Genomic DNA, 21446 nt, shown 5'->3' with positions numbered 1-21446 from the left:
TCAGCCGGCGAACGCGGCCTGCGCCTCCGGCAGCGCCCAGATCCTCTCGATCGCAGCAGCACCTGCGGCCATGATGGCCGCCTCGTTGCCGTGGAGATAGCGACCGTCGTGGATCAGCAGCCGGCCGTCGACCATCACCTGGCCGATGTTGGCGCGGTTGGCGAGGGCGATCAGGCCGCGGCGGGGATCGTGCAGCGGCTGGAGATGCGGATGGGTCATGTCGACGACGGTGAGATCGGCGGTCGCACCCTGTGCTATTGCGCCCAGATCAGGCCGCTTGATCATCGCGGCGGCGGTCGCCGTGACCGCGTCGATCAGTTCCGGCGCGCTCGCGGTCTCGGCGCTTCCCAGCGCGATCTTCGAGATCATCGATGCCGCGTTGAGCTCGCCGAGCAGGTCCATGTTGTAGCCGTCGGTGCCGACCGCCGTGCGTACGCCATGCGCGGCGAAGCGGCCGAAGGCGGCGGTGACGCCGGCGCGTGCGAACACGCGCGGGCAGTTCAGCACGCCGGCACCACGCGCCGCCATCAGCGCAAGGTCCGCATCGGTCGAGGCGTGGCAATGCGCGGCCAGCAGATCGGGACCAAGCAGGCCGAGCCAATCGAGATATTCGGCCGGGGTGCGGCCGTCGTAGCGCTGCGCGATGGTCGCGACCTCGCCTGCGCTCTGCGCCATGTGCGTCGTGATGGGAATGTCGAGCTCGCGCGCCCGGCTCGCAGCCGCGCGCAACAGATCCGGTCCGCAAGTATCGGTCGCGTGCGGGCTCATCGCGAGACGAATACGGCCGTCGCCCTGACCGTGCCAGCGCCGATACAGCGCATTCCAGATCGCCATGTCGGCTTCGCCGTCATTGCCCGCGTAAGTCACGACGCCGGAGGCATCCGCCTTGGCATCTGATGTCGAGAACAGATAGGGCGCGCCATAGAAGCGCAGGCCCATCTCGAGAGCCGCATCGAACAGCTCCGGGATCGTGTTGCGGAACGGCTCCATGACCGTGGTGGCGCCGCCCTTCAGGAGCTGCAGCACCCCCATGCGGCCGATCGCCAGCCGCTCCTCCACCGAAAGGATCTCGGCCCCGCGCTTGGACAGCGGCAGCAGCACGGTGTAGACGATGCTCTTGTTGTTGCGCCGGCCGTTGCCGTCCTCGGTGAGCGTGCGTGCGATCGCCTCGCTGAAGATGTGGTTGTGCAGGTTCAACAGGCCCGGCAGCACGAAGCGGCCCGGACGATCGAACACCTCGTCCGCCGCCGGCCGATCGCGCGTCACGGCCGCGATGCGCCTGCCCTCGACCAGCACCCAGTGATCGCGCAGCACGTCCTGGACGCCGTCCTTGCGCGCCAGCACGTAGCTGCCGAAGATCGCGGTCGTGCTCATGCGCCCTTCGCTTCGGCCGCTTCGTGGCGCTGATAGTTGGCGGCGATCTCGGCGCCGGTGGTGATCCAGACGTCCTGGCACGACTTCGCGTAGGTCAGGAACTCGCGCAACAGGCGGAAACGCATCGGCCGCCCCGAGACCTGCGGATGCAGCACGGTCGTCACCATCGCGCCCCAGTCGCGGACTTCGTCCAGCTCGTCCTTCCACATCGACAGCACATGCTCTTTCGGAAAGATCGAGCGCGGCGAGAACCGCGCCGACAGGCCGTGCATCCAGTCGTCATAGCTCGCGGTCACCGGGATCTCGATCGTGCCCGGCTTGCCGTCCGCGAGGCGATGGCGATACGGCCTGACGTCATCGCGGAACGACGAGGTGTAGATGATGCCCTGCCGCACCAGCGCTGTCAGCAGCTCCCCGCAGAACTCGCCGAACGGCGCGCGGTAGCCGATCGGACGGACGCCGAGCCGGCGCTGGATCGCCTCGAAGCCGCGCTCGATTTCCTCGATGATGAAGGGATCGCCGGGATCTGGCAACAGATGGTGATAGCCGTGATGGCCGATCTCGTGCCCGGCCTTCAGCACGGCTTCCGCCATCGCCGGATGCGCGTCGACCGACCAGCCCGTGATGAAGAACGTCGCCTTGAGATCGAGCTCGGCGAGCAGCTCGAGCAGCTTCGGCGTGCCGACGCGCGCCTCATAGCCGCCAAAGCTCATCGTCACCAGACGCGCGGCATGCGCCGGATCCTTCGAGGTCCAGGCGCTCTCGGCGTCGATGTCGAACGACAGGAACATGGCCGCGCGATACGGCGCAGGCCATGGATAGTCCGGCGCCGGCGGCGCGGTGTTGGCGGGAATGAGCGGAATGCCTGCGAGCGCCTTACTGTCCAGCATTGATCAGCACCTTCTCGATTCCATTGTCGCTGAGCTTCCACTTGGCCAGCAGCGCCTTGTAGCTGCCGTCGGCGATCAGGCCCTCCAGCGCGTCGCGCAAGGCCTCGCGCAGCTCCTCCGCCTTCACCGGCGTCGCCAGCCCCGTATACTGGTAGGCGATCGGCGCGCCGACCGGCACATAGGTGTTCGGCTCGAGATCCATGATGTAGGGCAAGGTCTCGTTGCCCTGCACGGCGGCGTCAATGCGGCCCTGCTTGAGCTGTGTCCGCGCATCGGCCGAGCCTTCCGTGCCGACGAACTGAATCGGGCTCGCGCCGCAGTTCTTCTCGCTCCAGGCGGCGATGTCCTTGGGGAACATCGTACGCCTGCTGGCGCCGACCTTCTTGCCGCACAGCGCGGCCGGCTCCTTGAGCTCGGCCGCGCGCGACGCCTGGACGAAGAAGCGCGGACCGCTGCGCAGATAGTCGAGGAAGGTCGCGGCGTCCTGCCGGCTCTTGTAGTCGGTCATGCCGGTCAGAATGATGTCGAAGCGTTGCGTGGCGAGGCCCGGCATCAACTGGTCGAAGCTGGTCTCCTGCCACACCGCCTTGACGCCGAGCTTCTTGGCCAAGGCCTCGCCGAGCTCGACATCGAAACCGGTCAGGGTCGCGGTGGCCGGATCCTTGAACTCCATCGGCGGATAGTTCGGCACCACCGCGACGCGCAGGCCGCTCTGCTTGATCTCGGCCGGCAGCTCGGCGGCGAGAGCCGCGCCCGCCACGGCCGCGCTCATGAACCCAGCCAACATGATCGACTTCAAACCCATCACCTCACCCCACTTCAGCTGCCAGGAATGCCTTTGTTCTCGCCTCGCGCGGCGCGCGCAGCACCTCACGGGCCGGGCCGCTCTCCACGATCACACCCTGATCCATGTAGACCACCCGGTCGGCGACCTCCCGCGCGAAGCCGAGCTCATGCGTCACCACCAGCATGGTCATGCCCGATGTCGCGAGTTCCTTCATCACGCTGAGCACCTCGCCGACCAGCTCGGGATCGAGCGCCGAGGTCGGCTCATCGAACAGCACCAGCCGCGGCTTCATGGCGAGCGCGCGCGCAATGGCGACGCGCTGCTGCTGGCCGCCCGACAATTGCGATGGATAGGAGCCCGCCTTGTCGGCGAGGCCCACCCGCCGCAGCAGCGCCATGGCCTCGTCCTTCGCTTCGGCCGGTCCACGCTTCTGCACCTGCACCGGCCCCTCGATGACGTTCTCCAGCGCCGTCATGTGCGGAAACAAATTGAAGCGCTGGAACACCATGCCGCAGGCGAGGCGCTGCCGCGCGATCTCGCGCTCCGACAGCCGATGCAGCCGGCCATCCTGCTCGCGGAAACCGAGCAGCGCGCCGTCGAGCCAGATGCCGCCGCTGTCGGCCGTGGTCAGCTGGTTGACGCAACGGAGCAAGGTGGTCTTGCCGGAGCCGGATTGCCCGATCATGCAGACCACCTCGCCCTCGAACACATCGAGCGAGACTTGTTTGAGCGCCTGGAATTCGCCGAAGCGCTTGCTGACCTGACGGATGGCGACGAGCGGCGTCATCAGCGACCCCGCGCGATGCCGCGGGCAAAACGGCGTTCGAGCAGCATCTGCAGCGGCGTCAGGACCGAGACCACGAGCAGATACCAGAGGCCGGCGACGATCAGGAGCTCAATGACGCGCGAATTGGCGTAGTAGATATTCTCGGCCGAGTGCAGCACCTCCGGATACTGGATCACGCTGGCGAGCGAGGTCGCCTTGACCAGGCCAATGAACTCGTTGCCGAGCGGCGGGATCACCACCCGCATCGCCTGCGGCAGGATGATCCGGCGCAGCGCCTGCAGCCGTCCCATGCCGATCGCCTGCGCCGCCTCGTATTGGCCGATGTCGACCGACAGCAGCCCGGCCCGCATCACCTCCGAGGTGTAGGCGCCCTGGTTGATGCCGAGCCCGAGCAGCGCGGCCAGGAACGGCGTCATCACGTCGACGGCACGCGCGCTCCACAGACCGGGAATGCCGATGGTCGGAAACACCAGCGCGAGGTTGAACCACAGCAGCAGTTGCAGGATCAGCGGCGTGCCGCGAAACAGCCAGGTGTAGCCGGCGGCGACCGACCGCAGCACCGGATTGGGCGACAGCCGCATGATCGCGACGACCACGCCGAGCGCGATGCCCAGCGCCATCGCCGCGACAGCCATGACCATGGTGTTGACGATGCCGCGCAGGATCACCGGCGCGGTCAGGAACCGTTCGACGTAAGACCATTCGATCTGGCCTCTGGCGAAGGCGCGGCCGATCGCGACGAGGATGACGACGATGACCGCAGCCGCGAGCCAGCGGCCCCAATGCGCCTTGCGCGCGATCCTGTGCGCCGACAGGTCGGGAAAGCCATCGGCCAGCACGTCGGCGCGGCTCATTGCGGCGCCGCGTTGAGCATCGGCTCGCGCACCGCATTGGCGCCGAGACCCCATTTGTCGAGAATGACCTTGTAGCTGCCGTCGGCGATCATCGCCTTGATCTGCTCGGTCACGACTTCGCGAAGCCCCGCATCATCCTTGCGGAACATGATGCCCTGGTAGCCGAAGGCGATGGGCTCACCGACGATGCGATATTTGCCGGTCTCCTGCGACTGCGCATAGGGCAAGGTTTCGCTGCCCTGCACGGCGGCCTCGATGCGGCCCTGCTTCAGCTGGTTGCGGACATCGATCGAGTTCTCCCCCGGCACATATTGCGCCGCCGGCTTGCCGGCGGCCTCGCAGACCGCCTTGCTCCATTTCTCGATCTCCTGCGGGAAGCTGGTCGAGCGCGTGGTGCCGATCTTCCTGCCGCACAGATCGGTCGCGACCTTGGCATCGCTCTCCGCCAGCACGAAGAATTGCGGGCCTGTGACCAGATAGTCGACGAAGTCAGCGGTCTCGCGCCGCGAGGCGCGATCGGAGATGCCGGAGATGATGAAGTCGGCGCGCCTGGTCTGCAGCGATGGGATCAGCTCGGCGAACGGCGTCTCGCTCCAGACGATCTTGACGCCCAGCCGCTTCGCCAGCTCGTTGGCTAGGTCGATGTCGAGCCCCTTCAGCTCGGTGGTGGCGGGGTCGTGATATTCCATCGGCGCGTAGGTCGAGTTGACCGTGAGCTTGAGCACGCCAGCCTGCTTGATCTCGGCGGGCAGCTCCGCGGCCCCCGCCGGAGCAAGCGAGGCGAGGATGACGAAACCTGCGAACGACGAACGGCGCATCCTGCGACACTCCCCCATGTGAACGGCTATTCGACCGCGACCGGCTCGACCACGCCGGCGCGCTCGGTGATGACCTTGTACTGATCCGGCCGGCGATGCGCCGCGAAGTTGAACATCTTGTCCTTGCCCTGGCGGCACAGATCGAGGTCGATGTCGGCGACGATGACCTCATCGGCGAGCGTCGTCGCCTTCGCCACGATGCAGCCATTGGGATCGACGATGCAGGAGCCGCCGATCAGCCCGCTGCCGTCCTCGTCGCCGGCCTTGGCGACCGCGATCGCCCAGGTCGCGTTCATGTAAGCGTTGGCCTGCGCCACCAGCGTCGAATGGAAGGTGCGCAGCGAGGCATCCTCGGTGTTGCCGCCATTGGGATCGTAGGCCGCGGAATTGTAGCCGACGCAGACCAGCTCCACGCCCTGGAGCCCGAGCACGCGCCACGATTCCGGCCAGCGCCGGTCGTTGCAGATCATCATCCCCATGATCGCGCCGCCCCATTCGCTGCCGGCGCGCACCGCTGGAAAGCCGAGATCGCCGTAGCCGAAATAGCGCTTCTCCAACTGCTGATACCTGGCGCCCGGCCGCGGCTCGACCGAGCCCGGCAGGTGCACCTTGCGATATTTGCTGATGATCTCGCCGTCGGGATCGACCAGGATGGAGCTGTTGAATCGGCGTCCGTCCGGCGTCAGCTCGGCATAGCCGACATAGAAGCCGACACGAACCTCTCGCGCCCGGTCGAACAGCGCAGCGACGGCCGGGTTTGGCATCGACCGCTCGAAATGGTCGTCGAGCGCCCCGTCTTCGAGGATCCATCGCGGAAAGAACGTCGTGAAGGCGAGCTCGGGGAAAACCACCAGCTTCGCGCCCTGGCTGGCGGCCTGATCCAGCAGCGCAATCATGCGGGACAGCGTGTGCGTCCGGCTGTCGGCGCGCTGGGTCGGTCCCATCTGGGCGGCGGCGGCGCGGAAGATACGGCTCAATAGTGCCTCCGATCTGTGCGCCATGCCGAACGATCAGGCGGAACGCCGCCTGGATGCGCGCACTGGAAGAAGGGATCATTTGGCGAAAGCGGCGCGGGATTTGCAATCTGCCCACACGGCCGCGCGCTATGATATTTTGGCCGAGACCATCACCGGGGCTTATAGGACGACCATGCCATGAACCTGCGCCAGCTGGAGATCCTGCGGGCCGTCATTCGCCATCACACCACCGTCGCCGCTGCCGAAGAGCTGGCGCTGTCGCAGCCCGCGATCAGCAACGCGCTCAAGGCGATGGAGGCCCAGGCCGGCTTCACCCTGTTCGAGCGCGTCAATAACCGATTGTTTCCGACGCCGGAGGCAATGACGCTCTATGAGGAGAGCGAGGCGATCTTCACCTTGCACGCCCGGCTGGAAAACCGCGTGCGTGACCTGCGCGAGCAGAAGACGGGCCATCTGTCGATCGTCGCCACGCCGCCGCTCGCCTACAGCATCATCCCGCCGACCTTGTCGGGCTTCCTGCGGCGCCGGCCGCAGACGCGAATGTTCTTCGACGTGCGCCGCTACGAGGGCATCATCGAGGGCGTGCTCGGCAATGTCGCCGAGCTCGGTTTCGCGCTCGGACTGTCCGACCATCCCGGGATCGCCCATGAGGTCGTGCACACCGGCGAGATGGTCTGCGTGATGCCGGCCCGGCATCCGCTTGCCGAATGCGACGTGATTTCCGCGCGGGATCTCGTCGGGTTCCCGCTGATCGGCCTCGAACGCGGCACGCGCCTCGGCGAAGCCGTGCGCGAGAGCTTCCGGCAAGCCGATGCTGACTTCCAGCCGACCGTCGAAGTGCGTTACTGCAACACGGCCTGCGTGCTAGCTTCGACCGGCGTCGGTGTCGCCGTGGTCGATCCGTTCTCGCCGCGTCAGGGCGGGCATGATCTCGTGGTACGGCCGTTCACGCCCTGCACCACGGTGTCGGCCTATGTGCTGTGGTCCGAGGCAAGGCCGCTATCGAATCTGGCGAAGACGTTTCGAAACGAGGTGCGCAACGCGAGCCGGAGTCTCGCCGGTTGCGTCGACGCGATCGGGGCTCCGAGTCTCGCCGCTTCCGCGGAACGCGGCTGAGCTTGCCGATCGGCACGGTGCGTCCATGATTAGACCGGTGGACGTATCGTTTGCGGCCCATCATCCGAAACGCCTGCCTGCGGCGGGCTTCCCGGGATGATGCTCTGCGTCGCTGTCATCTTGCGGCTGGCGGCGGAATTGTTGCAGTAGACCATGGCTCGCCCGCCCGCAGTCGCGCCGCCAGCGCCGCCGCGCAGCCGGCGAGCAGCTTCTCGCCCTTTGCAGCAGATGCCTTGCGCGCATCGCCCGCGACGCCGGAGGCCGTGATGTCGGCGAACGATCTGAACATTTTCAGCGACGGCACCAGCGAGCCCATGATGTCGAAGCTCGGCCCAAAGGCCGCGTCGAGCCTCGCCGCATCGACGAGGCTGGGATGAACCACCATCATCATCGAGGTCTCGGCTTCGCAGGCATGCATCACGCCCTCCTGATCCTCGAGGACCTCGGTCATCACCTCGCGCCCTTCCATGAAATAGGTCGTCGTCGCGATCGGCGCATTGAGCTCGCGCGTCAATTCGCCGGTGAGAGTGGCCAGCGCCTGGATGTTGCCGCCGTGGCCGTTGACGATCACGATGCGGCGGAAGCCGGCATTCAGGATCGAGCGACACAGGTCCCTGAGCACGGCGTGGTAGGTGGAGAGACCGAGGGTGAAGGTGCCGCCGAATGGAACGTGATGGTCGGCGAGCCCGCACCAGACGGTCGGCGCGACCACGATGGGATAGTCTGGAGCCAGCTCCAGCGCGGTGCGACGGCAGACCTCGCTGCACAGAAAGTCGTCAACTCCCGTCGGCAGATGCGGGCCGTGCTGCTCGGTCGAGGCCACCGGCAACAACACGATCGCGTCGCGCGCCGCGAGCGCGCGAAGCGCTGCGGCGGAAAGTCTGTTCCAGGCGGTTTCTGTCATGATGGCTGCTCGCATGGTCGGAGATGAGGAAGATTGGCTCATACCACCCGACACCGCAACGGCGCATCTTGCGCGCAGGCCGCGACAGCCGCCTGCGTGCACCCCAGCCACGACGCGGCTGCAGTTACAGCGCCCTCTCCCACAACGGGCGAGGGCGCAGTAACGGGCACCGCACCCTCGGCTAGATCAGGAGCTGCTTTCCATACACTCAAACATCGACAACGATTGCGATGACCTCAACAAGGTGCAACGGCCTTGCGTCCTCACGACACCAGGACCCGCACGGCAGGCCGACTCACACCCGCGCCAACTCGATGTCGTGGGTCTGCTTCGTCTCCGCGTCGTACACCCTGATCTGCAACATCGGAAACCGGCGCTTCAGGTCATGCGCGCCGTTGTGCGCGCCCTCTTTTGTCTTGAACTCGGTCTTGATCTGACCATCGACCACGACGGCATAGCCGGTCAGCGGAAGGTCTTTGCCGGATTTGTCTTGAGCAGGCTTGTTGTGAACAGACTTCTCTTGGGCAGACTTGAGCATTGCGAGCCGACGTCGATTCGTGAGTTGAAGGGGTGTCGAGACGCGATCTCTCCGCCTCGGACGACTCCGATGTAAGGTGAGTCTGTCGCGACGAGCAAGCGAAGACGTGTTCTTAACAAGCAGGACGATTACGGTTCAACCTGACGGAGCAGCGCCGGCCCGCGATGATCTCGGGATGTTCACTGCGAACGAGTCGCGCGAGTTCCAGATTTGCGAGCTTTCCGGACGCTCGGAGTCATGCTCGCCACCGCGAACGACGAGCGCTGTGGTCGCATGTCTCTCGGTGCCCGCAGCGCTCACCTCGCGCCGCCTCGAAGGCAGGAGCCCGATTCCAGCATGAGATGCGCGCTCCAACTGAGCGAGTTCACGCAAAATCCCGCCGCATCGAATGAATGACTCAGCATGACCGCCATGCGCGAATTGCCCGTCGTGCCAGTCTGCCGCAGATAAACCGCTTGCACCGTCGGGCAAATCGGGACGACATTTCGCGCATCCCGCCTCATGAAGAGGGGCGTGTCGCGAACGTCACGAGACGTGGAGTGCGGGATGCGATGGACGCGACGTGTCGCAGCGGGTGTCATGCCTGCGGACGAACGGCACGGCGCGGACGGCGAAATCGCATGGTCCTGGCGCCGCGACGCTGGCGTCAAGCTCGCGACGAGGTTTCAGCCTCGCACGAGTGACGGTGGCAAGACAGCCCGTTCACCGGGGAGAATGCGTATAAGCCGTAACACCGTCGCGCAGGGAAGGCCGGGATGTCTCAGCCGAACCTGTGGTTCCTGCCCCGTGCATTCTTTCCGCACGGGGGCCATGGGGGCGGCGAGCTCCCGGCCTTCCCTGCGCCCTCTCACTTGAAGAGGGTGACGTCATGCAAGCCTCGGGCGTAACCTGCGCCGCGAGATCGCGATGTGCTGTCCTGCTGTTTGTCAGTGTGAACCCCGATCCCCGTGAGATCACGGATGCCGCGCCCGCCGCCCGGTATCCCTGTCGGCAGCTCGGCGCAGATGAGCGGGAACCGTCAACGGCGGCCCGGCGCGGTTGACCCTCCATTTACCTCACGATCGGCCACAACACTCGCGTTGATGCAGATCAACATCCTCGCTGAGAACGCGCCGCCTACTCAAAAGGCTCCCTAGCGAATCAGTCGTCGCTGTTGCCTCGTTCGGCGTCCCGCGAACGGTCCTTGTGCAGCATTCATCTTGTGCAGCATTCATGGAGAATCACATGAGCGAGATCGGCGTGACGGCTCTGGATCACACCGTCCAGGAAACCAACATCTGGCTGAAGGCCATCGAGCAGCGCCTCGCGCTCTCGAGCCGACAGCAGGCCTACAACGCGCTGCGCGCGGTGCTGCATGTGCTGCGCGACCGCCTGCCGATGGCGACCGCCGTGAACTTCGGCGCGCAGCTGCCGCTGCTCATTCGCGGCATCTACTACGAAGGCTGGCATCACGCGGCGACGCCGACCAAGGACCGCCATCTCGAATATTTCGTCGATGACATCTTCCGTCAGTTGCCGCCACAATTCCCGGTCGATCCGCTCAGGGCCGCACGCGGCATCTTCGAGATTCTCTGGGAGAAGCTCGACCCTGGCGAGTTCGACAAGCTGATGGGTCATTTGCCGGTGCCGTTGCGAAATCTGCGCGAGCCGGCGACCTGAAGGGGGGCAAGCTCCCGAAAGGTGAGAAACAGCTCGCAACTCGCAACCAACGTCCGACCTCAATGGGCAATCTGCCGATACAGTGCGGGCAGTGCTGCGGGCAGTCGCCTGATGTTGCCGACGATGCCGTAGCCGCCGCGGCCGAACAGGGTCGGAAAATACGACTGCGCCGACGCGTCGATGGTCACGCCGAACACGGCGACGCCGCCGCGCCGCGCCTCCTGTACCGCCTTGCGCGTGTCCTCGATCGCGAAACGTCCCTCATAGTGATCGACGTCGTTCGGCTTGCCGTCGGTCAGCACCAGCAGCAGACGCTTGCGCTCGGGTCGCTCGGCGAGCTCGCCGGCGGCGTGACGCACCGCCGTGCCGATGCGCGTGTAGTAGCCGGGCCTGAGCGCACCGATACGGCGCTCGACCCGCCCGCTCATCGGCTCGCCGAATGCCTTCACGGTCTCCAGGCGGACCCATGAGTTGCGCCGCGAGGTGAAAGTGAGAATGCTGTGGCTGTCGCCGCAGGCCGACAGCCCATGCGCCAGCACCAGCAGCGCCTCCTTCTCGACGTCGAGCACGCGCACGCCGTCGATCCACGCATCGGTGGACAGGGAGACGTCCACCAGCAGGGTCACCGCAAGATCATGCGCGAGCGGGCGCATCGCCAAGTGCACGCGGTCGATGCCGCCATGGCCGGCATTGAGATCGCTGCGCGCGCGCACCAGCGCGTCGATGTCCAGGTCGTGGCCATCGGCCTGCGCGCGCATCACCTCATGACGCGGCCGCAAGGTCTCGAACCTGCGCCGTACGCTGCGGATGCGCCGGCGCATCGCATCGTCCGGAGCCCACGCCTCGCCCGCCTCAGCGGCGTCGCCGGTCACGACGCGGCAATGGTCCGGCAGATAGGCGCCGCTGCGATAATTCCATTCGGGATACAGTCGGCCGCTGCCGAGACGGGCCGTGTCCACCGCCTCGGGCGGCAGGTCGAGATCGAATTTCAGCTTGCTCGCCGGACGCCCCTTGCGCCTGGCGATCGCGAGCTCATCGAGATCGTCGGCGGCCTTGCGGGCATCGTCATCGTCGGTATCGTCGGAAGGGCGATCGACATTGACCATCTCCGCCATCGCCAGGATCTTCTCGAAGCGGTTGAGAATGAACGGATCGCGCTTGGCCGTGTCGTCGCGCTCGCGCCGCGCGAAGCGCTTGCGGGTGTCGGGTGCCCCCTCCTGCTCCGCGGGCGTCTGCGTCTCGTCGTCCTCGCGCGCCGCGGCAACGGCATCGCGGCTCCAGCAATCGCCCCATAGCGGACACGGCAGCATCGGCCGATAGCCGGGCGGGGCGGCCTCCGGCAACGCGCCGCCGGCGATGACCGCATTCCACAGCGCTCCCTTGGGCGGCGCGCCGACGCCGAGCAGCGCCATGACGATATGCTCGACCTGCTGCTCGAGCCGAGGCAGCGGCCGCCGCGGCCGCGCCGCAGCCAGCGCTTCGGCGAGTTGCGCATGCGTGCGCGCCAGTCCCGGAAAGCGCGCCAGCACCAGCGAGGTCGTCTCACAGGCCCGGCGCAGCGCCAGCAGATCATGCCGCAGCGGATCGCGCTCCGCGATCGGCTCGACCGCCATGGTCGCGAACCACGCCGCGAGCCAGTGATAGAGCTGCGCATTGAGCGCGCGATCCGGTAGCAAAGCGATGGTCTCCGGCAAGAACACGGTGGCGCCGTCGCGCCCGGCCTGATCGAGGCATTCGTCGCCGAGGCCAATGCGCTGGCGCCAGCCGAGCCGATGGCCCGACTTGCGCGCCTTGGCTCCGGCGACCTGCACGCCGCTATCGCCGCCCAGCGCGCGGAACATCACGGCGATGCGGCCGCTGATCTCGTTCAGCGCGACGGCCTGATCCGGATGGACCGGATAGCTCGAGGTCGTGCCGACCATGCGGTGCCAGGCGCGACCGACGGTCTCCTCCAGTTCGAGAAAGTCGAGCATGGCTCACCCGATCACGGCACGCGCGACCTCGCGCAAAGCGGCCTTGACGTCGGCGTCATCGGTGAGCGGCTCGATCATCGCGGCGAGCACGGCGTCGGCGACGGGCGTGCCAGCCGCAACCAGGGTTGCGCAATAGACCAGGAGCCGCGTCGAGACGCCCTCCTCCAGGTCATGGCCCTGCAGCGCGCGCAGCCGATGCGCGAGCGCCACCAGCGGCCGTACGCGCTCCGGCGTCAGCCCGCTCTCGGCGGCAACCACCGCGATCTCCTGCTCGGCGGGCAGGAAGCCGAATTCGATGGCGATGAAGCGCTGCCGTGTCGACGGCTTGAGCGCCTTGTGCAGCGACTGATAGCCAGGATTGTAGGACACCACGAGCATGAAACCGTCGGGCGCGATCAGCTCCTCGCCGGTCCGCTCCAAGGGCAGGATCCGGCGGTCGTCGGTGAGGGGATGCAGCACCACGGTCACATCCTTGCGGGCCTCGACCACCTCGTCGAGATAGCAGATGCCGCCCTCGCGCACCGCGCGGGTCAGCGGGCCGTCGGTCCAGACGGTGTCACCGCCCTTGAGCAGATAGCGTCCGGTGAGATCGGCGGCGGTGAGGTCGTCGTGACAGGCCACCGTGTGCAGCGGCAGTTCCAGCCGCGCCGCCATGTGCGCGACGAAGCGGGTCTTGCCGCAGCCGGTCGGGCCCTTCAGGAGCACCGGCAGGCGATGCCGGAACGCATGCTCGAACAGCGCGCATTCATTGCCGGTCGGCGTGTACGAGGGAAACGACGGGGCGGTATCGATCGCGTGCAGCGCGGGCTTCATGATCACTCTCCGAATCGGGGGATGCGGGCGGCGGCATCGAGGCCGCCGCCTGCGGGATTTCACTCCGCCGGCTGCAGCGCGCCGGGGATCACGGGCTCCTTGGCGCGGCCGGGCACCAGCACGGCCCAGACGAACATCAGCGCCGCGATCGCCACGAACACACCGGAGCCGAGCCGCACCCAGTAGAACATCGCGAGCTGGTCCTGGACGTCCATGTAGCTCTGACCAAGCACCCGCTGCAGATGCACCTGGACGACGCCGGCGAAGGTCAGCGCGAAAGTCATCGTCATCATCGCCGTGCACATGATCCAGAAGCTCGCCATCGAGAGCCACTGATTGTAGGGCGCACGCTGGCGCAGTTGCGGCACGGCATAGGCCATCACGGCGAGGTTGAGCATCACATAGGCGCCGAAGAAGGCGAGGTGGCCGTGAGCGGCGGTCACCTGAGTGCCGTGGGTGTAGTAGTTCACGCTGGACAGCGTGTGCAGGAAGCCCCACACGCCGGCGCCGAGAAACGCCATGACGGAGCAGCCGACCGACCACAGCAGCGCGGCGCGATTCGGGTGCCTGCGTCCCGCCTTGAGCGTCATCTGCACCGTGAAGATCACCATGGTGAAGAACGGCGCGACCTCGAGCGTTGAGAACAGCGAGCCGATCCACTGCCAATAGCCGGGCGCGCCGATCCAGTAGAAATGATGGCCGGTGCCGAGGATGCCAGAGAACAGCGCCAGGCCAATGATGACGTAGAGCCACTTCTCCACCACTTCGCGGTCGATGCCGTTGAGCTTGATCATCAGGAAGGCCAGGATCGAGGCCATGATCAGCTCCCAGACGCCCTCCACCCAGAGATGGACGATGTACCACCAGTACATCTTGTCGACGGCGAGATTGGCCGGGTTGTAGAACGCGAACAGGAAGAAGATCGCGACGCCCCACAGACCGAACAGCAGGATGTTGGTCACCGTCGTCTTGCGACCCTTGAGCGCCGTCATGGTGACGTTGAACAGGAACATCAGGCAGACGACGACGATGCCGACCTTGATGATGAAGGGCTGCTCGAGAAACTCGCGGCCCTCATGGTAGTGGAAGATATAGCCGACGACGGCAGCCCCCGCGGCGCCGAAGAACAACCAGAACTGGATCTTGGCGAGCAGCGGGCTGTAGAGCTCGGTCTCGGTCTCCTCGGGCAGCAGAAAGTAAGTCGCCCCCATGAAGCCGATCAGCGACCACACGATCAGCGCGTTGGTGTGGATCATGCGGACGATGTTGAAGGGCAGCAGGACCGACAGCGTGTTCGGCAGCACGTAGATGGTGCCGGCGAGCAGGCCGAAGATGACCTGGGCGAGGAAGAGCGTCAGCGCGCCGTAGAAATACAGCATCGCGACCTTCTGGGTCTCATATCTCATCGCGGATCTCTCTCATGACGGGGGGCGGGATGCCGGCTCAGCCGGCCTTGTTCGGCGGCCAGTCCTGACGCTTGATCGTGTCGGCCCATTGCAGGAAGTCGGCGAGGTCGTTGAGCTCTTGGTCGGACAAATTGAACTGCGGCATCTGCCGGCGGCCGGGAGCGCCCGAGGGCTGCGACTGCATCCAGGATTTCAGCATCTCGCGCGCGGCGGCCGGGTCCTGTCTGCCGCCCCAGCGGTCCCAGACATTGCCGACCTCGGGCGCGAAATAGGCGCCCTCGCCGAGCAGGGTATGGCAATTGATGCAGGAGTTCTTCTCCCAGACGTGCTTGCCGCGTGCGACGCCGTCGGACAGCGTCGACGCATTGGTCGAGGTCGTGACCATGTAGTAGTGGCTGTGCGCTGTGAGCCCGAGGAAGATCGCAAAGAAGAAGGCCGAACCGCCGTAAAAGACGTTCCGCGCGGCCGACTTGGTCAGGCGTTCCGCCATGACACGTCCTTTCCGTTTGGTGAAGTTCGATGGTGTGAAAGCAATCTACCGGCAATGCCGAGGGGCTCTTTGTCGGAGCGCAACGAGCGCGGCGATGGCCGATCAGATGAGCGCGCGGATCGCGACCGCGAGCCCGGCAAGCGCAACGAGAGCCGCCAGCCACGTGGTGAGCAGGCCGCGCCACAGCGCGGGCGCATCGCGCAAGCCGAGAAAATCGAGCACGATCACCCTGCCCTTTGCCAATGCGAGCAGCAGTGCGGCCGCATCGACGAGCCATCGGCTCGGCAGCAGCAGCGACGCCGCAAGCGTCGCAATGGCAAGGGCCAGCAGTTGAAGCCAGGCCCGATCGAGACGGTCACGGAACATGGCTCAACCGACCAGATAGAGGACCGGAAACATGACGATCCAAACCAGGTCGACCATGTGCCAGAAGGCGGTCCCGGTCTCGACGCCATTGGCGGTGGCGCTGCGGCCGACGACGGCCAGGATGACGATGCCGAGCAGAACATGCAGGAGGTGAAAGCCCGTCAGTAGGAAGTAGAGCGTGAAGAACGGTGATGTCTCCATGCCCGCGCCAGCGGCGATCTCGCCGCCATATTCCGTCAGCTTGACGGCGATGAAAACGGCACCCAGCAACACGGCGAGCCCGAGCCAGCGCCGGGCGCTCCCGGTCGAGGCGTGCCGCACAGAAGCAGCAGCTCGCGCGGCGGCCCAGCCGCTGGTGACCAGCACGGCCGTGTTCACAGCGGCCAGGCGGCTATCGAGCATCGCCTGCCCGACCGCGAACACGACGGGGTTGAGGGCCCGCGCCACCACGAAACCGCCCAGCAGGAGGCCGAAGGCGACGAGCTCGCTGAGGATCAGCACCCACATCATGGCGTCGCCGGGCAGACCATCCAGCACGCCCCAACGTTCCTCCTGCTCCGGCTCACAAGCGAGCGCCGACATCCCTGCCTCCGAGTTGAACGTCGAGAGGCTAGTCGGACCGTCAGTTGGACTCTTTGTCGGCGCGCAAACAGCGGACCGGCGAGGCACGCTAAGAGCCGGCATCGTCAGGAGCAGATCCCATGACCGAAGCGCAGCTCGGCCTCCTCACCGCGACGCCGATCATCATCGTCTTTGCCGGCGCGCTGTGGCGCATGGGCGTGCTCTCGACCACGGGGACGGTGTCCGCGGTCGCGCTCTCCGTCGCGATCGCCTTGGTCCTGTTCACCACGCAATAGCCCGCTTGGAACCTTTGCCGTCCTCGCACGTCAGTTCGTGCGGAGGTGCCGCATGGACGACACACGATTTGCAGAGCTGCTCGGAAACGCCGCCATCGGCGTCTGGGGCGACATGCCGCGCGACATCCAGGAGGCGCTGTTCGAGACGGCGATGCGCGGTCACGACGATCTGAGGCACGAGCTCGCCAAGCTGCTTCACGACCGGCATCCGCGTACGCAACATCCGCCGCGTCCGGCTTGAGCGGTCTCAGTCGGGATGATCATCAGCCCGGAACTGTGACGGCTCGTCGTAACCCTTACGGCTGCTGTAGAACAACAGCACCATCAGCCCAATTCCCACGATGAGCGGAAACACCACGCCGAGCGTGAGCGCGATCCATCCTTCTCGCGGCATCGGATCGCCCGGCAGGGTCAGCCCCTGATAGGCAAAGACGATGGCGGCTGCGAGAATCAGCAGCAATGCGACGATGATTGTGATCGGTCCAGCACGCATGGCGATCGTGCTCCTGGCAGCGAGAACCAAACCCGCCCGCGATCGTTCCTCGGCAATCCCGGTAACGGCGCACGGCGATAGTTCCGAAATGTGAGAACGGGTCGTCCCGCTTCGCCTGACCTTGCGCTGCCGCAATCACCGCGCTGCATCCAATCGCGGCATCATCTGCTCAAAGGATGACGCGCTCGCCCTCAGCCTGATGCATGCCGCATGGCTGCTCCCGCCCGGGATCGCTAGGCGCCCGGGAACTTAGCTGATACCTCTATCGGCTTCCCATCGGCAGCAAAGGACAAGGACCGGAGATGGACAACCGCAGCGAGATCTGGCGCGGCGTCGACGCGATCAAGACCCGTTTCATCGAGCTCAGCGACCGGGTGTGGAGCATGCCCGAGGTCTGCTACACTGAGGCCCGCTCGTCCGCCGAACACCTCGCCGAGTTGAAGCACCAGGGTTTTCGCATCACCGAGAAGGTCGCGGGAATCCCGACCGCGCTGATGGGGGAATGGGGCGAAGGCGGCCCGATCATCGCCTTCATGGGCGAATACGACGCCCTGCCCGGCCTCAGCCAGGAGGCCGGCGTTGCGGAGCACCGTCCGGTCGAGACCGGCGGCCATGGCCACGGCTGCGGCCACAATCTCCTGGGCTCGGCGGCGCTGCTCGCGGCCACCGCCGTGAAGGACTGGCTCGCCGCCAACAAGGTTCCCGGTCGCGTGCGCTACTATGGCTGCCCGGCCGAGGAAGGCGGCGCCGCAAAAGCCTTCATGGTGCGCTCGGGCGCGTTCGAGGATGCCGACATCGCGATCACCTGGCATCCGTCGAGCTTCTGGGAAGTGGTGATGACGCCCTCTCTCGCCAACACGCGCGCGGACTTCATCTTCACCGGACGCACCTCGCATGCGGCCGCCTCGCCCCATCTCGGCCGCAGCGCGCTGGACGCGGTCGAGCTGATGAATGTCGGCGTCAACTACATGCGCGAGCACATGCCGAGCGACGCCCGCGTGCACTACGCGCTGCTGGACACCGGCGGCATCGCGCCCAACGTCGTGCAGGCGCATGCACGGGTGCGCTACTCGATCCGTGCCCGAGACCTGCCCGGCATGAACGAGCTGGTCGAGCGTGTGCACAAGATCGCACAAGGTGCGGCGCTGATGACCGAGACCAAGGTGGAGATGAAGATCATCTCCGCGGTCTCCAACATCCTGCCCAACACGCCGCTCGAAGAGGCGCTGTATGGGATCATGGAGGAGCTCGGCCCGCCGCATTTCGACGCGACCGACAAGGATTTCGCCGGACAGATCCAGGCGACCCTGACCGACAAGGACATTGCCTCGGTCTACTACAGCATCGGCTTGGACCCGACCGACAAGCCGCTGGCCGACTTCCTGGTGCCGCTCAATGCCAAGCGCAATCCGCAGATCGGCTCGACCGACGTCGGCGACGTCAGCTGGGTGGTGCCGACGGTGCAGGTGCATGCACCGACGGTAGCGATCGGCACGCCGTTCCACACCTGGCAGGTCGTCGCGCAAGGCAAGACGCCAGCCGCGCACAAGGCCATGGTGCAGGCTGCCAAGGCCATGGCCGGCCTGGGCATCAAGGCGCTCAACGAACCCGCCTTGATTGCAGCTGCCAAGGCCGACCTGAAAAAGCGGACGATGCGCACACCTTATGTCAGCCCGCTGCCTGCCGAAGTGGAGCCGCCGCTGATGATGTCGATCGCCTGAAACGTCAACCTTGGGGGGGGGGAACACAATGGCGAAAACGGCAACAAAGAAGAAGCCGGCGGCGAAGACCGCCAAGCCTGCTCCGAAGCGCGCGGCCGTGACCGCCACGGCCAACAAGAAGCCCGTGGAGGCCAAGCCGCAGCACAGGCCACAAGCGAAGGCAGCCGCGCCAAGACCGCGGCTGCCGAAAGGACCGGTCTGGCAGTGGTCGGCGGTCGACACGGCAGCTGCGATCCGCGCCGGCGCGGTCTCCTCGGTCGAAGTGACCGAGGCGCATCTCGCGCGCATGCATGAGGTCAATCCGAAGCTCAATGCCGTCGTCGTCGATCTCTCCGAAGACGCCCTGAAGGCTGCGCGTGCGGCCGACAAGGCGCGCGACAAGAGCGGCCTGCTGCATGGCGTGCCGGTCACGATCAAGGAGAACGTCGACTACGAGGGGCGGCCGAATCCCAACGGCGTTCCATCGCAGATGGGGATCATCGCGCCGTCGGACGCGCCGGTCGTGCGCAACCTGAAGCAGGCCGGCGCGATCGTGCTCGGCCTCACCAACACGCCGGAATTCTCGTTCCGCGGCTTCACCGACAACCCGCTGCACGGGCTGACCTTGAACCCGTGGGATCCAGAGATCACCTGCGGCGGCTCGTCGGGCGGCGCCGGAGCCGCGGTCGCGGCGGGCATCGGCACCATCGCGCATGGCAACGACATCGGTGGGTCGCTGCGCTGGCCGGCGCATTGCAATGGCGTCGTGACCATCAAGCCGACGCAGGGCCGCATCCCCGCCTACAACGAGAGCGCTGCTGCCGAGCGGCCGATGCTCGCACATCTCATGTCGTCGCAGGGGCCGCTGGCGCGGAGCGTCGCCGACGTCCGGCTGGCGCTGGAGGTGATGAGCCGGCGCGATCCGCGCGATCCGTGGTGGGTGCCAGCGCCACTGGAAGGCGTGGAGCCCAAGCGGCCGGTCAAGGTCGCGCTCGCCAAGATCCCTGACGACATGGACGTCGATCCGTCCGTGCACGCGGCGCTGCGGCAGGCAGCGGATCATCTGGAGCGGTCGGGCTACCGGGTCAGCGAGGTCGAGGTCCCCGACATCTCCGGCGTCTGGCAAACCTGGTGCGACATCATCACCAACGAGGTGGTGGTGATGCAGGAAGCCAAGATGCTGGCCGTGACGTCGGAGGATTTCCACAAGGCCTGGGGCGGGATGCGCGCCAAGGCCGAGATGCTCGACCTCGCCGGCTGGATGAACGCGACGGCGCAGCGCTCGACGCATATCCGTGCCTGGCAGCTGTTCTTCGAGGACTACCCGATCGTGCTGGCGCCGACCACGGTCAAGCCGACGCCCGGTCCGCGCGACGACACCATCAGCCCCGAGCGTGTGCGCGAGATCTTCTTCGACGAGATCCGCTTCATCTCGGCGATCAACGTGCTCGGCCTGCCCGGCGCCGTCGTGCCGGTCACGGTCCACAACGGCCAGCCCATCGGCGTGCAGCTGATCGCCGGCCGCTATCGCGAGGACCTCGCGCTCGATGCCGCCGCAGCAATCGAGAAGCGTGCAGGAATGCTGGTGCGGCAGCTCTGGGAACGGATGGTTTAGTCCCGCTGCGGCCCGAGGATCGAGGTCCTCGGGCCGTCATGTTTCCGACACTGCCCGGCATCGATTGTCGAAAGTCGAACACTGACGCGCATCGCGTTCGCTCGAGATCGCCTCGGGTTGACGGGAACTGGCCGACCTGTCTATTTTGATGTATACGAATGGATATAGCTTGGCGTCGGCACCGGCCCATGCGTCGGAACGGGACTTGCAATTCACCGAAACGAACCCGCCTCGGTGGATATGAACAAGGACAATGCGATGAGATCGACACGCTCCCTCACCGCCGCTCTGTGCGCGGCGGCCATTCTTCTGACCTGCGCGACTGCGTTCGCCGGCAGCGCCAACGTCGCCGTGGCCGCCAACTTCACCGAGCCCGCCAAGGAGATCGCGGCGCTGTTCAAGGCCAAGACCGGGCACGAACTGGTGATGAGCTTCGGCGCGTCCGGACAGTTCTACACCCAGATCAAGGAGAACGCGCCGTTCGCGATCCTGCTCTCCGCCGACGACGAACGGCCGAAGAAGCTGGTCGACGAGGGCCTCGGCGTCGCCGGGAGCCGTTTCACCTACGCCATCGGCAAGCTCGTGCTGTGGAGCAAGGACCCCAACGCGGTGAAAGGCGAGGAAACGCTGAAGGCGAACGCGTTCAACAAGCTGTCGATCGCCAATCCCACCGCGGCGCCCTATGGCGCCGCCGCGGTCGAGACGCTGAAGGCGCTGAAGCTCTATGAGACGATCCAGCCCAAGATCGTCCAGGGCAACACGATCTCGCAGGCGTACCAATTCGTCGACACCGGCAATGCCGAGCTCGGCTTCGTCGCGCTGTCGCAGCTGATGCCGAACGCCGGCGGCTCGCGCTGGCTGGTGCCGCAGAATCTCTACGGCGAGATCCGCCAGGATGCCGTGCTGCTGAAGGCGTCCGCCGGCAACGAGGCCGCCACCGCATTCCTGGCCTTCCTCAAGACCCCGGCAGCCCGTGCGGTCATCGAAAAGTTCGGCTATGCTCTGGATCCGAAGTCGGGCACCTGAGCA

Annotated in this window: 23 protein-coding genes; 7 read left to right on the top strand and 16 right to left on the bottom strand. The window is 66.1% G+C overall.

All coding sequences use genetic code 11. The features are described from left to right. The 7 genes from QX132_RS05890 to QX132_RS05860 are packed head-to-tail and all read right to left on the bottom strand — an operon-like array spanning position 1 to position 6511. Complete coding sequence (locus QX132_RS05890) at positions 1-1374, bottom strand: amidohydrolase family protein (RefSeq protein WP_316160380.1); 1374 nt, start codon at positions 1372-1374, stop codon at positions 1-3. Next, entirely contained in the window at positions 1371-2264 is an 894-nt protein-coding gene (locus QX132_RS05885) for a polysaccharide deacetylase (protein WP_316160378.1), read from the bottom strand. Before QX132_RS05885 ends, QX132_RS05890 begins: the two co-directional genes overlap by 4 nt. After that, a complete protein-coding gene (locus QX132_RS05880) occupies positions 2251-3069 on the bottom strand; it encodes an ABC transporter substrate-binding protein (RefSeq protein WP_316160376.1) in 819 nt (272 codons plus the stop codon). Before QX132_RS05880 ends, QX132_RS05885 begins: the two co-directional genes overlap by 14 nt. 4 nt (positions 3070-3073) lie before the next feature. Further along, positions 3074-3841: an amino acid ABC transporter ATP-binding protein gene (locus QX132_RS05875; protein WP_315755500.1), complete on the bottom strand. Its 768-nt coding sequence runs from the start codon at positions 3839-3841 to the stop codon at positions 3074-3076. Beyond that, entirely contained in the window at positions 3838-4692 is an 855-nt protein-coding gene (locus QX132_RS05870; RefSeq protein WP_316160374.1) for an amino acid ABC transporter permease, read from the bottom strand. The genes QX132_RS05875 and QX132_RS05870 overlap by 4 nt, the downstream gene beginning before the upstream one ends. Beyond that, positions 4689-5510, bottom strand: coding sequence for an ABC transporter substrate-binding protein (locus tag QX132_RS05865; protein WP_316160372.1), 822 nt, complete (start codon positions 5508-5510; stop codon positions 4689-4691). The genes QX132_RS05870 and QX132_RS05865 overlap by 4 nt, the downstream gene beginning before the upstream one ends. A gap of 26 nt (positions 5511-5536) precedes the next feature. Then, positions 5537-6511, bottom strand: a complete 975-nt coding sequence (locus QX132_RS05860; RefSeq protein WP_316160370.1) for an N-carbamoyl-D-amino-acid hydrolase — start codon at positions 6509-6511, stop codon at positions 5537-5539. A gap of 153 nt (positions 6512-6664) precedes the next feature. Between QX132_RS05860 and QX132_RS05855 the strand changes: the two genes are divergently transcribed. Beyond that, entirely contained in the window at positions 6665-7603 is a 939-nt protein-coding gene (locus QX132_RS05855) for a LysR family transcriptional regulator (protein ID WP_316160368.1), read from the top strand. 115 nt (positions 7604-7718) lie between these two features. Here QX132_RS05855 and QX132_RS05850 read toward each other — a convergent pair whose 3' ends face one another. Together QX132_RS05850 and QX132_RS05845 are read right to left on the bottom strand one after the other, a co-directional pair. Beyond that, on the bottom strand, positions 7719-8507 hold the full coding sequence (locus QX132_RS05850; protein ID WP_316160366.1) for a creatininase family protein: 789 nt from the start codon (positions 8505-8507) through the stop codon (positions 7719-7721). A 295-nt stretch (positions 8508-8802) separates the two neighbouring features. Next, positions 8803-9045, bottom strand: coding sequence for a hypothetical protein (locus QX132_RS05845; RefSeq protein ID WP_315811728.1), 243 nt, complete (start codon positions 9043-9045; stop codon positions 8803-8805). 1224 nt (positions 9046-10269) lie between these two features. Here QX132_RS05845 and QX132_RS05840 point away from each other — a divergent pair. Further along, positions 10270-10704, top strand: a complete 435-nt coding sequence (locus tag QX132_RS05840) for a DUF2267 domain-containing protein (RefSeq protein WP_315738506.1) — start codon at positions 10270-10272, stop codon at positions 10702-10704. A 59-nt stretch (positions 10705-10763) separates the two neighbouring features. Here the strand turns inward: QX132_RS05840 and QX132_RS05835 are convergent, their stop codons facing one another. The 6 genes from QX132_RS05835 to QX132_RS05810 form a co-directional block, all read right to left on the bottom strand. Beyond that, complete coding sequence (locus QX132_RS05835; protein ID WP_316160362.1) at positions 10764-12677, bottom strand: nitric oxide reductase activation protein NorD; 1914 nt, start codon at positions 12675-12677, stop codon at positions 10764-10766. Positions 12678-12680: 3 nt separating this feature from the next. Next, the gene (locus QX132_RS05830; protein WP_316160360.1) at positions 12681-13490 is read right to left on the bottom strand and encodes a CbbQ/NirQ/NorQ/GpvN family protein; all 810 of its coding nucleotides are present in this window, start codon (positions 13488-13490) and stop codon (positions 12681-12683) included. A 59-nt stretch (positions 13491-13549) separates the two neighbouring features. After that, a complete protein-coding gene (locus tag QX132_RS05825) occupies positions 13550-14896 on the bottom strand; it encodes a cbb3-type cytochrome c oxidase subunit I (RefSeq protein ID WP_316160358.1) in 1347 nt (448 codons plus the stop codon). A 37-nt stretch (positions 14897-14933) separates the two neighbouring features. Continuing rightward, positions 14934-15386 carry a cytochrome c gene (locus QX132_RS05820; RefSeq protein WP_315738510.1) on the bottom strand — a complete coding sequence of 151 codons (453 nt, stop codon included), beginning with the start codon at positions 15384-15386 and terminating at the stop codon, positions 14934-14936. Positions 15387-15488: 102 nt separating this feature from the next. Further along, positions 15489-15752: a cytochrome C oxidase subunit IV family protein gene (locus tag QX132_RS05815; RefSeq protein ID WP_315755398.1), complete on the bottom strand. Its 264-nt coding sequence runs from the start codon at positions 15750-15752 to the stop codon at positions 15489-15491. Between the two features lie 3 nt (positions 15753-15755). After that, positions 15756-16334, bottom strand: a complete 579-nt coding sequence (locus tag QX132_RS05810) for a cytochrome c oxidase subunit 3 family protein (RefSeq protein WP_315776023.1) — start codon at positions 16332-16334, stop codon at positions 15756-15758. Between the two features lie 119 nt (positions 16335-16453). On the opposite strand from QX132_RS05810, the gene QX132_RS05805 reads away from it, so the two are divergent. Next, positions 16454-16609, top strand: a complete 156-nt coding sequence (locus QX132_RS05805) for a hypothetical protein (protein WP_315738513.1) — start codon at positions 16454-16456, stop codon at positions 16607-16609. 52 nt (positions 16610-16661) lie between these two features. Then, entirely contained in the window at positions 16662-16850 is a 189-nt protein-coding gene (locus QX132_RS05800; protein WP_315776022.1) for a hypothetical protein, read from the top strand. A gap of 6 nt (positions 16851-16856) precedes the next feature. Here the strand turns inward: QX132_RS05800 and QX132_RS05795 are convergent, their stop codons facing one another. Then, positions 16857-17102 (bottom strand): hypothetical protein, encoded by a 246-nt coding sequence (locus tag QX132_RS05795; protein ID WP_315755395.1) that lies wholly within the window; start codon positions 17100-17102, stop codon positions 16857-16859. A 302-nt stretch (positions 17103-17404) separates the two neighbouring features. Here QX132_RS05795 and QX132_RS05790 point away from each other — a divergent pair, with 302 nt between their 5' ends. The 3 genes from QX132_RS05790 (at position 17405) to modA (ending at position 21443) form a co-directional block, all read left to right on the top strand. After that, on the top strand, positions 17405-18823 hold the full coding sequence (locus tag QX132_RS05790; RefSeq protein WP_315776021.1) for a M20 family metallopeptidase: 1419 nt from the start codon (positions 17405-17407) through the stop codon (positions 18821-18823). A gap of 28 nt (positions 18824-18851) precedes the next feature. Further along, positions 18852-20417 (top strand): amidase family protein, encoded by a 1566-nt coding sequence (locus QX132_RS05785; RefSeq protein WP_315796738.1) that lies wholly within the window; start codon positions 18852-18854, stop codon positions 20415-20417. 258 nt (positions 20418-20675) lie between these two features. Beyond that, a complete protein-coding gene (modA, locus tag QX132_RS05780) occupies positions 20676-21443 on the top strand; it encodes a molybdate ABC transporter substrate-binding protein (RefSeq protein WP_315772031.1) in 768 nt (255 codons plus the stop codon). Positions 21444-21446: the final 3 nt, after the last annotated feature.

The sequence above is a fragment of the Bradyrhizobium sp. SZCCHNRI20481 genome (assembly GCF_032485055.1).
Taxonomy (GTDB): Bacteria; Pseudomonadota; Alphaproteobacteria; order Rhizobiales; family Xanthobacteraceae; genus Bradyrhizobium.
This window is presented reverse-complemented; position numbering and strand designations above follow the sequence as displayed.

Coding starts and splice junctions, on each gene's coding strand:
- QX132_RS05850 (WP_316160366.1), bottom strand. CDS start 8,507: ATGACAGAAACCGCCTGGAACAGACTTTCCGCCGCAGCGCTTCGCGCG.
- QX132_RS05805 (WP_315738513.1), top strand. CDS start 16,454: ATGACCGAAGCGCAGCTCGGCCTCCTCACCGCGACGCCGATCATCATC.
- QX132_RS05815 (WP_315755398.1), bottom strand. CDS start 15,752: ATGTTCCGTGACCGTCTCGATCGGGCCTGGCTTCAACTGCTGGCCCTT.
- QX132_RS05845 (WP_315811728.1), bottom strand. CDS start 9,045: ATGCTCAAGTCTGCCCAAGAGAAGTCTGTTCACAACAAGCCTGCTCAA.
- QX132_RS05890 (WP_316160380.1), bottom strand. CDS start 1,374: ATGAGCACGACCGCGATCTTCGGCAGCTACGTGCTGGCGCGCAAGGAC.
- QX132_RS05870 (WP_316160374.1), bottom strand. CDS start 4,692: ATGAGCCGCGCCGACGTGCTGGCCGATGGCTTTCCCGACCTGTCGGCG.
- QX132_RS05880 (WP_316160376.1), bottom strand. CDS start 3,069: ATGGGTTTGAAGTCGATCATGTTGGCTGGGTTCATGAGCGCGGCCGTG.
- QX132_RS05885 (WP_316160378.1), bottom strand. CDS start 2,264: ATGCTGGACAGTAAGGCGCTCGCAGGCATTCCGCTCATTCCCGCCAAC.
- QX132_RS05855 (WP_316160368.1), top strand. CDS start 6,665: ATGAACCTGCGCCAGCTGGAGATCCTGCGGGCCGTCATTCGCCATCAC.
- QX132_RS05785 (WP_315796738.1), top strand. CDS start 18,852: ATGGCGAAAACGGCAACAAAGAAGAAGCCGGCGGCGAAGACCGCCAAG.
- QX132_RS05835 (WP_316160362.1), bottom strand. CDS start 12,677: ATGCTCGACTTTCTCGAACTGGAGGAGACCGTCGGTCGCGCCTGGCAC.
- modA (WP_315772031.1), top strand. CDS start 20,676: ATGAGATCGACACGCTCCCTCACCGCCGCTCTGTGCGCGGCGGCCATT.
- QX132_RS05830 (WP_316160360.1), bottom strand. CDS start 13,490: ATGAAGCCCGCGCTGCACGCGATCGATACCGCCCCGTCGTTTCCCTCG.
- QX132_RS05860 (WP_316160370.1), bottom strand. CDS start 6,511: ATGGCGCACAGATCGGAGGCACTATTGAGCCGTATCTTCCGCGCCGCC.
- QX132_RS05825 (WP_316160358.1), bottom strand. CDS start 14,896: ATGAGATATGAGACCCAGAAGGTCGCGATGCTGTATTTCTACGGCGCG.
- QX132_RS05810 (WP_315776023.1), bottom strand. CDS start 16,334: ATGTCGGCGCTCGCTTGTGAGCCGGAGCAGGAGGAACGTTGGGGCGTG.
- QX132_RS05840 (WP_315738506.1), top strand. CDS start 10,270: ATGAGCGAGATCGGCGTGACGGCTCTGGATCACACCGTCCAGGAAACC.
- QX132_RS05795 (WP_315755395.1), bottom strand. CDS start 17,102: ATGCGTGCTGGACCGATCACAATCATCGTCGCATTGCTGCTGATTCTC.
- QX132_RS05865 (WP_316160372.1), bottom strand. CDS start 5,510: ATGCGCCGTTCGTCGTTCGCAGGTTTCGTCATCCTCGCCTCGCTTGCT.
- QX132_RS05790 (WP_315776021.1), top strand. CDS start 17,405: ATGGACAACCGCAGCGAGATCTGGCGCGGCGTCGACGCGATCAAGACC.
- QX132_RS05800 (WP_315776022.1), top strand. CDS start 16,662: ATGGACGACACACGATTTGCAGAGCTGCTCGGAAACGCCGCCATCGGC.
- QX132_RS05820 (WP_315738510.1), bottom strand. CDS start 15,386: ATGGCGGAACGCCTGACCAAGTCGGCCGCGCGGAACGTCTTTTACGGC.